13 protein-coding genes are annotated in these 12,911 nt (G+C 43.9%); 4 read left to right on the forward strand and 9 right to left on the reverse strand.

The features are described from left to right. Window positions 1–2: 2 nt before the first annotated feature. Both ubiE and P3L47_RS22420 read left to right on the forward strand, forming a co-directional pair. Complete coding sequence (gene ubiE, locus P3L47_RS22415) at window positions 3–797, forward strand: bifunctional demethylmenaquinone methyltransferase/2-methoxy-6-polyprenyl-1,4-benzoquinol methylase UbiE (RefSeq protein WP_277782182.1); 795 nt, start codon at window positions 3–5, stop codon at window positions 795–797. 19 nt (window positions 798–816) lie between these two features. After that, entirely contained in the window at window positions 817–1,560 is a 744-nt protein-coding gene (locus P3L47_RS22420; RefSeq protein ID WP_122363352.1) for a shikimate dehydrogenase family protein, read from the forward strand. Window positions 1,561–1,889: 329 nt separating this feature from the next. Here P3L47_RS22420 and P3L47_RS22425 read toward each other — a convergent pair whose 3' ends face one another. Next, window positions 1,890–2,654 carry a TIGR03915 family putative DNA repair protein gene (locus P3L47_RS22425; RefSeq protein WP_122363353.1) on the reverse strand — a complete coding sequence of 255 codons (765 nt, stop codon included), beginning with the start codon at window positions 2,652–2,654 and terminating at the stop codon, window positions 1,890–1,892. A 63-nt stretch (window positions 2,655–2,717) separates the two neighbouring features. Next, window positions 2,718–3,983 carry a putative DNA modification/repair radical SAM protein gene (locus P3L47_RS22430; RefSeq protein ID WP_277782183.1) on the reverse strand — a complete coding sequence of 422 codons (1,266 nt, stop codon included), beginning with the start codon at window positions 3,981–3,983 and terminating at the stop codon, window positions 2,718–2,720. Between the two features lie 67 nt (window positions 3,984–4,050). On the opposite strand from P3L47_RS22430, the gene P3L47_RS22435 reads away from it, so the two are divergent. Next, on the forward strand, window positions 4,051–4,878 hold the full coding sequence (locus P3L47_RS22435; RefSeq protein ID WP_277782184.1) for a helix-turn-helix domain-containing protein: 828 nt from the start codon (window positions 4,051–4,053) through the stop codon (window positions 4,876–4,878). On the opposite strand, the gene P3L47_RS22440 is transcribed toward P3L47_RS22435, so the two are convergent. Next, the gene (locus P3L47_RS22440; RefSeq protein WP_277782185.1) at window positions 4,873–6,087 is read right to left on the reverse strand and encodes a multidrug effflux MFS transporter; all 1,215 of its coding nucleotides are present in this window, start codon (window positions 6,085–6,087) and stop codon (window positions 4,873–4,875) included. The two genes, P3L47_RS22435 and P3L47_RS22440, sit on opposite strands and share 6 nt — an antisense overlap. A 195-nt stretch (window positions 6,088–6,282) precedes the next feature. Here P3L47_RS22440 and P3L47_RS22445 point away from each other — a divergent pair, with 195 nt between their 5' ends. Continuing rightward, on the forward strand, window positions 6,283–7,446 hold the full coding sequence (locus tag P3L47_RS22445; RefSeq protein WP_122363357.1) for a glycosyltransferase: 1,164 nt from the start codon (window positions 6,283–6,285) through the stop codon (window positions 7,444–7,446). 3 nt (window positions 7,447–7,449) lie between these two features. On the opposite strand, the gene P3L47_RS22450 is transcribed toward P3L47_RS22445, so the two are convergent. The 6 genes from P3L47_RS22450 to P3L47_RS22475 form a co-directional block, all read right to left on the reverse strand. Further along, complete coding sequence (locus P3L47_RS22450) at window positions 7,450–8,694, reverse strand: ABC transporter permease (RefSeq protein WP_277782186.1); 1,245 nt, start codon at window positions 8,692–8,694, stop codon at window positions 7,450–7,452. 91 nt (window positions 8,695–8,785) lie between these two features. Further along, on the reverse strand, window positions 8,786–9,985 hold the full coding sequence (locus tag P3L47_RS22455; protein ID WP_122352286.1) for a pyridoxal phosphate-dependent aminotransferase: 1,200 nt from the start codon (window positions 9,983–9,985) through the stop codon (window positions 8,786–8,788). A gap of 140 nt (window positions 9,986–10,125) precedes the next feature. Next, window positions 10,126–11,022, reverse strand: a complete 897-nt coding sequence (locus P3L47_RS22460; protein WP_122363360.1) for a YitT family protein — start codon at window positions 11,020–11,022, stop codon at window positions 10,126–10,128. 145 nt (window positions 11,023–11,167) lie between these two features. Then, entirely contained in the window at window positions 11,168–11,521 is a 354-nt protein-coding gene (locus P3L47_RS22465) for a hypothetical protein (RefSeq protein WP_277782187.1), read from the reverse strand. 116 nt (window positions 11,522–11,637) lie between these two features. Then, entirely contained in the window at window positions 11,638–12,162 is a 525-nt protein-coding gene (locus P3L47_RS22470) for a DinB family protein (protein WP_129732409.1), read from the reverse strand. A gap of 64 nt (window positions 12,163–12,226) precedes the next feature. Then, window positions 12,227–12,907 (reverse strand): RNA polymerase sigma factor, encoded by a 681-nt coding sequence (locus tag P3L47_RS22475; protein WP_129732408.1) that lies wholly within the window; start codon window positions 12,905–12,907, stop codon window positions 12,227–12,229. Between the last annotated feature and the right edge of the window lie 4 nt (window positions 12,908–12,911).

Raw genomic sequence — 12,911 nt, forward strand, 5'->3', positions numbered from 1 at the left:
GTATGAAGTACGGTTCGGAACAGATTTTACCTTACAACAGGGAAGAACAAAAGAGCACACAAGTCAGACGTATGTTCGACTCGATTGCAGGCACCTATGATCTGCTGAACCATACGCTCTCGTTCGGAATTGATAAAATATGGCGCAGGAAAGGTATCGCTTTCCTGCGTCCTTTTTCTCCGAAGTCGATACTGGATATCGCAACCGGAACAGGCGACCTGGCCATCTCCATGCAAAAGAAACTGAAGGCGGACCGGATCATCGGCGCCGACATTTCGGAAGGTATGATGCAGGTCGGACGTGAGAAAGTAGCCCGTGCCGGTCTTTCGGAGCATATCTCTTTCGAACAACAAGACTGTACGGCGCTTACTTATCCGGACAACTCGTTCGATGCCGTTACTGCCGCATTCGGAGTACGTAACTTTGAAAATATAGAACAAGGGATAGCAGAGATGTTCAGGGTCCTGAAACCCGGCGGCCATCTCATGATCCTGGAGCTTTCCACCCCGGAACATTTTCCGATGAAACAGCTCTACCCTATTTATTCAAAGACGATTATTCCATTTATAGGCCGGTTGTTCTCAAAAGAAAAAGCGGCATACAGTTATTTGCCGGAATCCATCAAGGTCGTTCCTCAAGGAAAGGTTATGGAAGAACTACTCGCCCGTCAAGGTTTTACACAGGCGAAAGCACGCACCTTTACCTTTGGAATTTGTTCATTATATACAGCCTGTAAGGACAGTTCGCCCAGTAAGGGCAGTAGTAAGGGCAGTTCGCGAACTGCCCCTACAATTTAAACATAAAAAGAAGAAGGTTATGCAGAAATATGGTTTATTGGGATATCCACTCGGGCATTCATTTTCCAAAACTTATTTCAACCAGAAGTTTGAGGCGGAAAAGATAGATGCTCAATATGTAAATTTCGAGATTCCGAACATCAAAGAGATAAAGAATGTTCTGAAAGAGAATCCCGAATTAAAAGGTTTGAACGTTACGATCCCTTATAAAGAACAGGTGATCCCTTATCTGGACGAGCTGGATGAAGATGCACGCCTGATCGGTGCCGTCAACGTGATCAAGTTTACAAAAGGTCTTTTCGGAAGAACAAAGCTGATCGGTTACAATTCCGATATCATCGGTTTCAAGCAATCGATCGAACCTTTCCTGAACGAAACGCACCGGAAAGCCCTGATCCTCGGAACAGGCGGAGCTTCAAAGGCAGTCTTCCAGGGATTGAAACAACTGGGAGTCGGCGCTACTTTAGTCTCACGCAAGCCGAAAGAATTCTGCATTACCTATGAGGAGATCACAGCCAAAACGATGGAACAATACACGGTTATTGTCAATACAACTCCGCTCGGAATGTTCCCTAATATCAATGATTGCCCTGATATTCCTTACGATCTGCTCACCCCTGACCATCTGTTATACGACCTGCTGTATAATCCGGATGAGACACTTTTCATGAAGAAAGGAAAAGAAAAAGGAGCTGTCGTCAAAAACGGACTTGAGATGCTGTTGTTGCAGGCATTTGCCGGCTGGGAAATCTGGCAGAAATAAAAAACTGAAAAACAACTATCATACTATCATAAACGATCAAGTACGCTTTGATATTTAAAGGATAAAACCAATGATAGTTGGTGTGATAGTACTATTTTCAACCATCATACTATCACAAAACTACCCGACAAAGTTGGTGATGTATATATCTTATTATTAACAACATAGTTAGATATCTTTCTTGAGACCCGGGTCTCTATACCCTTCACACCCGGGTCTTAGCATCGTTCACATCCGGATGTAAAAGAGGGCAAAATGGGGGTCTAAACAAGAAGAACAAGCTATTTGCACGAAAAAAACAGCTTTATTCAGGCAAAAAAGATAGGATGCTATTGCTTTTCCGTCATATACTTCCAGAAACGGACAGGCATATGCTGGCGGTGCAGCTTCGGATTGATACGTTCTTTGATGGCAATCGTCTTGAAATACTCTTTCCACATCTGCTGGAACAGTTTCTCATCTTTATCCATCAGGCTCTCATTGAGGAAGCCGGATAACAGATGCTCTTCCTTTTGTTCGAAACGAACCTCGATCGTCTCTTTCAGATCATAATAATAGCCATACTCCCGGCGCATATCATAGATCAGCCATTTCTGATCGCCAAAACGATCGTTCAGATACGGAAGGACAAGCGGCAATACATTATATATAGGCTCGACGGCAGAGAAGTAAGTACCATCCAATGCCTTTTGGAAACGGAGAAACTGCATGATGCGGAGACGTTCGTTGCTTACTTTCTTCCAAACCTTGGATATCTGTAGTACATCAGGATCACCGAAATTCATCTCAATAGATTTCGAATGGTCAAGCGCCTTGCGGATATAGCGGAACAACAGCATGTCGACCTCCGGCAGCTCCGACAGCCAGGAGACTGTCAGCCCCGACAGAGATAGTTTCGACACCTTCTTTTCAAGCCCTTTCCAAACCCGGTCCGCCTTTTTCTTGTCGGAATAAATCGTCACCGTTTCCTCGCAGAACAGAGGTAACGGCTCGCCCTCCGCCAGCAGCACATCGGGAAAAGACTTCCGGACGTAAGCGTCGAAGACGGCAGTCAGTAATCCCTCGAAAGTTTTGTCATATATAAAAGCAATCACAATATGTCCTGTTTCAATTCACGCATCCGTAAAGAATGCTACATTTCTACCTCTACATCACGTTCACAATACATCCTGAAATTGAATTGTTAGTTGACGGTCGTCCAGTTTCCTGCCTTTTTTCTGCGTCAGGATATGGCGTACATTCTCCGGTGTCAGTTCGTTTACCGTCCGCATCGCCAGCTCATGGCAAGTGATGAAGTATTGCGCTTTCTTCATCACGACCCCGATCTTTTTCAATTGTTCCGATCCCAAACGGGAATAGCGGCGGGAGACAACGATCATCTTCGCCGATTTTACCCCGATACCGGGTACACGGAGAAGCAATTCATAGTCCGCCTTATTGATATCGACCGGAAACATATGCGGGTTCCGCAGTGCCCACGATAACTTCGGATCGACCTCCAGATCCAGTTCCGGATAAGCATCGTTCACGATCTCATCCACCTTAAACTCATAAAAACGCAACAACCAATCCGCCTGATACAAGCGGTTTTCCCTCACCAAAGGCGGTTGCTTCAATGCCGGAAGCCGGTTATCATAATCATTCACAGGAATAAACCCCGAATAATAAACACGTTTCATCGTCGGACGCTGATAGAGAGCAGACGACAAACGGAGAATATCCTTGTCCGTATCGGCTGTCGCTCCGACAATCATCTGCGTGCTTTGCCCGGCAGGAGCAAAACGAGGAGCATGCCGGAAACGTTTCCTCTCCTCCGCACTTTGTAATACCCCCTGCTGAATGTAACGCATCGGGGTAAAGACGCTCTTAAAGTCCTTTTCCGGAGCAAGAGCCTGCAAACTTTTCTCATTGGGTATCTCGATATTCACGCTGAGACGGTCGGCATACAATCCGGCTTCATTCACCAGTTCCTGGCTGGCTCCGGGAATGCTCTTCATATGGATATAGCCGTTGAAACGGTGTATCAGACGCAGGTCTTTCACGACACGCACCAAACGCTCCATCGTATAATCCGGACTACGGACCACACCCGAACTCAGAAAGAGCCCTTCTATATAATTCCTCCGGTAAAACTCGATCGTCAGATTGACCAGCTCCGTCACGGAAAGCGTCGCCCGGGGCAGGTCATTGCTCCGACGGTTGATGCAGTAGGCGCAATCATACATACAAAAATTGGTCAACATGATCTTCAGCAGGGAAATACATCGCCCGTCTTCCGCAAAACTATGGCAAATCCCCCACCCAGCCGCACTTCCGACCATTCCTTTCTTTCCGGAACGGGTTGTGCCGCTTGACGCGCAGGATACATCATACTTAGCTGATTCTGCTAATATTTTCAGTTTTTCGAGAACAGTTTCATTCATATTTCAGGAGGATATACTACACAAAAATAAGGATTAAAAAGCTATCTTTGCGATAAAACAGAGTGAAATGTTCTTAGATAATATTCCCGTACATAACCTGGATGAAACGGACTTCTTTGTCGTCGAACGGATTGAGAATTGCGCGCCTTTGAATTTCAGAGGATCACATCGGCATAATTTCTACGAACTGTTATTCTTCACGGAAACGGGAACAGACGAGAGCCACAGCATCGACTTTATCGAATACCCTTTACAGTCCAATCAGCTTTACCTGCTCCGCCCGGGACAAGTACATACGATGAAACTAAAAGGACAAATGGGATTCCTGTTTGCCATCAATCCCGATTATTTCGAGCGCCTCTGCCTCCATATCGAGAGTTATGCAGATCATACATTTCCCAGCATGCTTCTTCTCCCGGAGAAAGAAACCTCAGCGATCCGCCAAATCGCCCGTCTGATCTACACCGAACATGAAGGACTGCACCGGAAAAGCCTGCTCAACTCATACATGCACGCTTTGATCACCCATCTGTTATTATTATATACCGATACCCGGGTCGACCAGGATATACGCGTCAGTAAAGTCTTGTCCCTGATAGACAAACATTATATCAACGAGCGCTCCACCGACTTCTACGCCCGTGAAGTAAACCTCAGCAACAAACGGATGAACGAGCTGACAAAAAAGGCCGTCGGCCACACAGTCAAACAACTGATAGACCAACGGCTATTACTGGAAGCCAAACGCATGATCAGTTCCGGAGCTTCGAGCTTCAAGGAAATCGCGTTCAGCCTGGGATTCAGCGAAGCATCTTATTTCACCCGCTTCTTCAAGGAGCAAAGTGGCTGTACCCCCGAACAATTCCGGTCGTTATTGAAGAAAGACCTGTCATGAACGGACTTTGATCATCGCCAACCGTCGCCGTGTATCGACAAACAACAGCATAAAAGAGGTCAGTCCGCAAACGAACAGCCCGCACATCATCGGCACCACCGAGTTATTCTGCAGGAAACTGACTACAGCCGACAGTATTCCAGTAAACAATAATTGCAGGAATCCCATCAATGCCGAAGCCGCCCCGCTGTCTTCCTTAAAATAAGCGAGTCCAAGCGAAGTCGTTGCCGGTAGCAACAACCCGATCGGTATCAGATTCAGGAACACCAACACCAGCAAAGGCACAACGGAAGTCGACACCAACGAAGTCACCACCAGCAATACCCCGATCAGCAGTTGAAAGGCAAGCGTATATCTCACCAACTTCTTCAACGTCATATATTTCAGGAAGAAATTGATGATATAGGTACCGAACATCAAACCCAACGAATTGACTGCAAAAATAATGGCAAACGTATCTCCCGACATTCCGCCCTTTTCCATGATCAGGAACGGAGCATTGGAAACATACACCATCAAACCGCCGTAAGCCATACAGCCAATAATCGTATAGACCATGAACGGCCATACTTTCATCACCCGCACATACCCTTTCACCATCTCCCGCAACGAAGGTTTCTTCGCTTTCACACCTTCGGGTAAAGGCATCGGCTTACTATTCGGAAGAAACGCCCAGGTCAGCAAGATAGTACAAGCACCTAACAACGCCATCGTATTGAAAACCCCGTGCCAATGCCATTGTTTCAACAGCAAATTACCAATAGTCGGAGCAATGACAGGGGCAATTCCTGAAATAATCACCAACAAAGAAAATACTTTTGTCCGTTGTTCATTCACAAACAGGTCGTTCACAGCTGCACGTCCGACCACAACACCGGCACATCCTCCGAAAGCCTGAAAGAAACGGATCACCCAAAGTTGTTCAATCGAAGTCACATAGATGGAAGCAAACGAACTGACCGTATATAAAGCAGTCGCCAGCAAGATCGGATTTTTCCGTCCGTAATAATCGGAAAGCGATCCCCAAAACAGTTGCCCGATAGCAAAACCAGCCAGGAAGATGGATAAGGATATTTGTACCTCACTCAGAGAAACCTGCAGACTTTCAGCAATATCCGTAAAAGCCGGAAGATAAAGGTCTATACTCAAAGGTTCCAGTGCCGCCAATAAAGAAAGGACCAGAACCACGATTCCCATTTTTCTATTCATCACATTATACCTATTAAAATTACCGCGACAAAAGTACTGTCTTCCTTCCGTCCGCCTTTTACATTAATTGCACATTTACTGGTATAAATGGGAACATTCAGAAAAACAGACGAAACGGGATATTTCTTTTATGAGTGTGGTAATTAGGCAGGAAACATGTACATTTGTACGTTTTTTAAATTTACATCTTCAATAATGAACGACTTACTTATTTTCAACCATATAGAATTGATCCTGGCATCTACAACAGCCGGTCTTTTCATCATCCAGCTTTTGTATTATCTTGTCACCTATGCCCGCCCGTTGAGACAGGCAAAAAGGAGACAAATGGAGGCAGGACAGGCTAAACCCGCCGTTTCCGTGATTGTCTATGCCAAGAACGAATCGGAGAATCTTAGGAAACATCTTCCGGCCTTACTGAATCAGAACTATCCGGAATACGAAATTATCGTCGTCAACGACGGCTCTACAGACGAGAGTGACGAGGTTTTAAAAACATTCAAGAACGAATACGACCACCTCTATCATACCTATATCCCGGAAGACGTAAAATACCTGAGCCGCAAAAAACTGGCACTTACCGTCGGTATCAAAGCGGCCAAACACGAGATCCTCCTTTTCACCGAAGCCAATTGCGAACCGATGGGTAAAAACTGGATATCTGCCATGGCACGCAACTATACATCCCAGACAAGCATTATTTTAGGCTTTTGTGCATATGGTCCCCATAAAGGATTTTTCCACAAACTGGTCGCTTATGATAACCTGATAACCGGACTGCAATACATCTCGTCCACCCTTGCCGGAAACCCTTATACCGGAAACGGCCGGAACCTCTCCTACCGGAAAGACTTGTTCTTTGCCCATAAAGGTTATTACAAATCGCTCAGTCTGCATGCCGGAGACGATGATCTGTTCATCAATGAATCCGCCACCAAACAAAACACCTGGGTGGAATACTCGCCGGAAAGCATCACTGAAATGGCAAAGATAGACCGTTTCAGTATGTGGAAAGAAATGAAAGTATCGCGAGCTGCGACCCAGCGTTATTATAAGGGCTGGAACCTGACCTTCTTCAGAATGGAGAGCCTAAGTTATTTCCTGTTCTTTATCGCGGTGATTGCCAGTATCGTATTCGGTATCCTGGGGAACTGGTTAATCTCCATACTGGCGGGCTTACTTTACATAATCCAGTTTTCCAGTAAAGCTGCCATCCTGCATAAATCCGCCAAGCTCCTGCAGCAGAAACCTGTAACAGGCTGGCTGTTTTTATTGGAATTAATCTTGCCCCTGTTCAATTTGTACGTAAGAATATACCGTATATTCAGAGGGAAGAACGACTATACATTCAGACTTTAAATATTACTCGAACCGAATACTCTTGGCCGGGTCGATCTTGGTGATCAGGTAAGACGGGCCGAGCATCATCAGCATGGATGCACATAATGTTCCGATATTCAGCAGAACTAAAGAAAGTATACTCAGATCGATAGGCACTGCATCCAGATAGTACGTAGACGGATCCAGTTTTATGACATGGAAATGAGACTGTATCAAGCAAATAGCAATTCCGATCACATTCCCCCAAAGCATCCCTTTCCCTATCAGGAAGAAAGAGATATAAAGAAATATCTTACGGATACTGGCGTTGTTCTCTCCCAACGCTTTCAGGATTCCGATCATATTGGTCCGCTCCAAAATAATGATCAGCAGACCAGAGATCATGGTGAAACCGGCAACAGCAAATATCAGGATAAGGATAACGACCACATTCACGTCCAACACATCGAGCCAGTTAAATATCATCGGATTCATCTCCTTGATGGAACGGGTAAAATAGGTATTTCCATGACGATCCTGCTTTTCTACTAAATTGAAATACAGGTCTTCCGCTATCTGATCCAAATCGTCGTAATCATCGACAAGCAATTCCAGCCCGCTGACTTCATCTTTCTCCCAACCGTTCAGACGACGTATCTGCTTGATATCCGCCAGGACAAATAACTTGTCGTAATCCATAAAACCGGTCTCGTAAATCCCGGCAATATTGAATTTGCGTGCACGGATATCTTCCTGAATAAAATAAGTCCGAACAGAATCCCCCAGTTTCAGATTTAATAAATCAGCTAAATATCGGGAAATAATGATATCGATCGAACTCTTATCCGGGTTTATCGTCAGTATCTCACCCTCTTTCAAATTATTCCGGAAGAAACTCCAGTCATAATCCGTATCGACACCCTTCAATACGATTCCCTGAAAATCACTGTCTGTTTTCAGAATCCCCATCTTTGTGGCATATGCTTCTATATGCTTGATACCGGGGAACTCCTGAAGCGCCTGAAGCAATGAATCGCTCACTGCTATCGGTGTCGTTTCGTATGAACTGTTATTATCGAAATTGGTGATCTGGATATGAGAACCGAAACCGATCACCTTATTACGGACCTCTTTTTTAAACCCGATTACAATAGCTACCGAAAGAATCATCACCGCCAGCCCGAGCGCAATCCCAATTATGGCAATACGAACAGCAGGAGGTGTAACCTGCCGGTCACCCTCCTTGCTGAAATGAATTCTTTGTGCTATAAATAATTCTAAGCGCATAGCAATTGAAAGTTGAAAATTGAAAATTGAGAATTAAGAATCAGCCTCCTCTCTCTCTAATTTTCAATTTTCAATTCTCCATTTTCAATTATTAAATGACTCTTCCCGGGTATGCTTCCAACGCCTTAGCCAACACAACCAACGCATTTGCCAAATCTTCTTTTTTCAGTACATAAGCAATACGCACTTCATTCTTACCCAAACCAGGCGTTGTATAGAAGCCGGAAGCCGGAGCCATCATAACTGTCTGCCCTTCATATTCAAATTCATCCAAACACCAGGCACAGAACTTATCGGCATCATCCACGGGCAGTTTGGCAACCGTATAAAAAGCTCCCATAGGGATCGGAGAATAGCATCCCGGAATACGATTCAGGCCGTCGATCAGGAATTTGCGACGTTCCACATATTCGTTATACACCTCCAGCATATACTCTTCAGGCGTATCCAATGAAGCCTCGGCAATAATCTGTCCGATCAATGGAGGACTCAAACGGGCCTGACACCATTTCATAACATTTTCCTTCACCATCTGGTTCTTCGTGATCAGCGCACCGATACGGATACCGCATTCGCTGTAACGTTTAGAAACAGAATCGACCAAGACCACATTATTCTCTATCCCTTTCAAATGAAAAGCAGAGATATAAGGTGCTCCGGTATAACAAAACTCGCGATACACCTCATCCGAGAAAAGGAACAGATCGTACTTCTTCACGATATCACGAATCTGATCCATCTCCTTTTGTGTATAGAGATAACCGGTCGGATTGTTCGGGTTACAAATCAGAATCGCTTTTGTACGCGGTGTGATCAGTTCCTCAAAACGTTCTACGGATGGAAGAGCAAAACCCTCGTCGATAGTGGACGGAACCGTTTTGATCACAGCCCCACTCGAAATGGCAAATGCCATATAGTTGGCATACGCAGGTTCGGGAACGATAATTTCATCCCCCGGATCCAAACAAGCCATAAAAGAGAAGAACACAGCTTCCGAACCACCGGTTGTGATGATTATATCGTCAACATCGACATTGATATTGAATTTCGCATAATATTTAACCAATTTCTCACGGAAACTACGAATCCCTTCACTGGGTGAATATTCCAAAACCTTACGGTCAATACGGCGCATCGCCTCCATCGCGACCTCAGGAGTAGATAAATCCGGTTGACCGATATTCAGATGGTACACCTTGGTACCCTTTGCCTTAGCCTTATTGGCTAGCGGAACTAGTTTTCTAATGGGGGAAGCCGGCATATTGACACCCCGCTGTGAGATATTAGGCATTACTTTTCTGTATGTTAGTTTAAAGTTCGGCAAAGATAGGAAATTATTGAAAATTGAAAGTTGAAAATTGAAAATTAATATCGGTTTGCATGTTTTCCCCTCATTTAATTTTCAATTTTCAATAATCATTTCTCAATTCCTCAAATTCCCGGGCGGGGTGAATCTTTGCTGGCATGCATAGTCGAGATAAACGCATGCGGATCTATCTCTTTAATCTCGTCTTTCAGACGCGGCATATCCTTACGTTCAGCGATAGTGAAAATGATCTCTTTCTCCTGTCCTTCATACATTCCGCGTCCATGCAGGAAAGTACCGCGCATCCCCATCTTGCCGACGATCAGGTCTTTTATTTCCTGTGTTTTCTTCGACACGATAAATACGGCACGGTTCGGATTCTCCGTCTGGAACATTTCAACCACCTTTCCATAGACAAAGATGGCAAACCAGGAATACAAAGGCACTGCCCAATCCTGAAACACGATCAAACCGAGCATTACGATGGCAGAGTCAAGCAATATGATCATATTACTTACTTTCAGGTTGGAATTATTGGCAATGACGCGGGCCAGTACATCAGTCCCCGCACTCGTACTTTGTGCCTTAAAGACGCAAGTCACACCAAGACCCAATATCGCCCCTCCATAGAAACAGGCAATAAAGGTATCATTTTCCACCAGCGGTTCCGTTCCGCAGAAATAAGACAGCGTATCGGTGAAAACGGAGATAAGCACAAATGTCACTATCGTTTTCGGCCCCGAAGAAAGCCCGATTTTTTTCATTGCCAGTATCAGCAACGGCACGTTGAAGCACAAGGCTGTAGCACCCATCGGCAAACCATCAGGAAAAACAGAGAAAACTCCTTTCGTGACATAATGTAAAACAATGGAAATACCATATACCCCACCTGGTACGATTTTATAAGGGGCAAGAAAAAGCACATAGCTCAGTGCCTGGAGAAAAGCTCCGACTACAATAAAAGAATAGTCGAAAACACTGCTTCTCAATGTAGCATTAGAAGGAAAACCTAGTTGTTTCATGATAAGATTAAATCATTATTTGTTCTTTTAAGTATTGCAAAGATAGATAAAAAAAGAAGAGACTACACAAACTAATTGCGTAATCTCTTCTATCTATTTTTAACAACCTCAATCCGGAATTAAACAATCCCGGTACCTTTTATTATTAAAGGCTCAATGCGCGGTTATTATTATTTGTTACATTCAACAATGTTACATATTTGCGATACTGATCAGGAGTCAGAACCTGTTTCATCAATTTCAAGTTCCCATATACAGCCTGATGCATTTTCTTCTGTTGTTTGCTTTCGCTTGAACGAAGGCTTGCACGTTGCATATCAAGGAAATATTCATTTATATTTGCTACTTCATTTGTCTGAGATGGAGTTAATTGTAAATAATAACTCAGTTTTTCAAAGTTAATAGCAAACGGTTCTTTACTCATCTTACGGCTCTCGCGTGCAAAACCTACTGTTGCACATAATAAAATGGCTGCTACAGCCATACCTAAACGTCTCATAATACCTAAACATTAAATTAATAAACCTAAACATGGAGGCCGCTGCCTCCAATCTATCTCTCCTTTTGCGTTCATCTATATAACAGTATGTTTTATAACATTGTTCACAAACAGGTTTATTTATTCATCCAAATGATCGGATATCCCAGTCTCCGCTTGATTTCCTCCATCTCCGCGCTATGCCACATCTCATGTTTGAAGCACCAGGACAATGCCTCATATTTGTTTTCAGCAACCGGATGTCTAAAAGGAATAGGTTCTAACGGAGTATATAAAATATCATCACTTAAACCCGACAGGTTTTCAATACAAATTTCATGAACAGCGTCCAGCTGGCTTTTCAATACGGAAGCTGTTACAACATCCTCTTTGACAGACCGGTGCAACGTACCCATCCCGTTAAACTGTTTATTATACTGCGCCAAAGGAATCACCCGTTTTATTTTTTCATTCAATCCCGTTATCACAGTTATTGCATGAAAGTTCTGGGCAACGATCAGATGTCCGATCTGCCAGGCGAAGTTTGAATCCGTATTTTCCGGTATGACAAACCATAAATCTTCGGGGAGTTCCGAAACCAGGCGATTGACAAAATTTCTTGCTTCAATGATCTGTTCTCTCAAAAATTCAATTCTACTCATAATGTCTACTTTTTTAAGTTATACATTAATCATTAGTGAACAAAAGAGCAGGATATGTGACAACTCAGTCCAAAAATTTTTCCCAATAATTCTTTCTTGGTAAATCTTTTTCGAATTTCTGATACAGATCGGCCAGCCGTATCATTTTCGCTACAGTAGAATATTCTTTGTTCAGATCGATATGGTAAACTTGTTTGCAAATTCGGCATTTACATGTCCCGGCAGGGTTATATAACGGACAGGTTTCATTCATAAAGTGGCTGATCTTAGTGATAGAACGAGAGGATATCTGCCGGACATTCTCCTCCGACATCTCCATAATACGACTGATCTGTTTATGGGAAAGACCTATATTTTCCTTAAAGATGAAGATCAGACGAGCATCATTATTCAAACAGTGGTTCAATGCAGTCAGGCACCAGTCACACCTTTCTTTCACCCATTCTTTCCGATCCTCGTCAGAGCCGGAATATTCAATTTCCTCCAATCCTCTGAATTGCTCCAGCTTCAGCAGTGTCGCTACCTTTTCATTTTGAGCATACCGTAAAATAGTCCGTTTCGCAACCGTGTAAATCCAGGTAGACAATTCAGAATCTCCATTAAAAGAAGACAGGCTTTTAAAGACTTCATACCAGACTTCCTGTGCTGCCTCTTTCGCAATCTCCTTATTCTGGATCATCCGGTGAGCAATGGTAGCAACCAGTCTCCCGTATTGTTCAACTAAATCTTTACGATCTAAATCCATAGGT

Source organism: Parabacteroides chongii (genome assembly GCF_029581355.1).
Lineage (GTDB): Bacteria > Bacteroidota > Bacteroidia > Bacteroidales > Tannerellaceae > Parabacteroides > Parabacteroides chongii.

Coding starts and splice junctions, on each gene's coding strand:
- ubiE (WP_277782182.1), top strand. CDS start 3: ATGAAGTACGGTTCGGAACAGATTTTACCTTACAACAGGGAAGAACAA.
- P3L47_RS22420 (WP_122363352.1), top strand. CDS start 817: ATGCAGAAATATGGTTTATTGGGATATCCACTCGGGCATTCATTTTCC.
- P3L47_RS22430 (WP_277782183.1), bottom strand. CDS start 3,983: ATGAATGAAACTGTTCTCGAAAAACTGAAAATATTAGCAGAATCAGCT.
- P3L47_RS22435 (WP_277782184.1), top strand. CDS start 4,051: ATGTTCTTAGATAATATTCCCGTACATAACCTGGATGAAACGGACTTC.
- P3L47_RS22440 (WP_277782185.1), bottom strand. CDS start 6,087: ATGAATAGAAAAATGGGAATCGTGGTTCTGGTCCTTTCTTTATTGGCG.
- P3L47_RS22445 (WP_122363357.1), top strand. CDS start 6,283: ATGAACGACTTACTTATTTTCAACCATATAGAATTGATCCTGGCATCT.
- P3L47_RS22450 (WP_277782186.1), bottom strand. CDS start 8,694: ATGCGCTTAGAATTATTTATAGCACAAAGAATTCATTTCAGCAAGGAG.
- P3L47_RS22455 (WP_122352286.1), bottom strand. CDS start 9,985: ATGCCTAATATCTCACAGCGGGGTGTCAATATGCCGGCTTCCCCCATT.
- P3L47_RS22460 (WP_122363360.1), bottom strand. CDS start 11,022: ATGAAACAACTAGGTTTTCCTTCTAATGCTACATTGAGAAGCAGTGTT.
- P3L47_RS22465 (WP_277782187.1), bottom strand. CDS start 11,521: ATGAGACGTTTAGGTATGGCTGTAGCAGCCATTTTATTATGTGCAACA.
- P3L47_RS22470 (WP_129732409.1), bottom strand. CDS start 12,162: ATGAGTAGAATTGAATTTTTGAGAGAACAGATCATTGAAGCAAGAAAT.
- P3L47_RS22475 (WP_129732408.1), bottom strand. CDS start 12,907: ATGGATTTAGATCGTAAAGATTTAGTTGAACAATACGGGAGACTGGTT.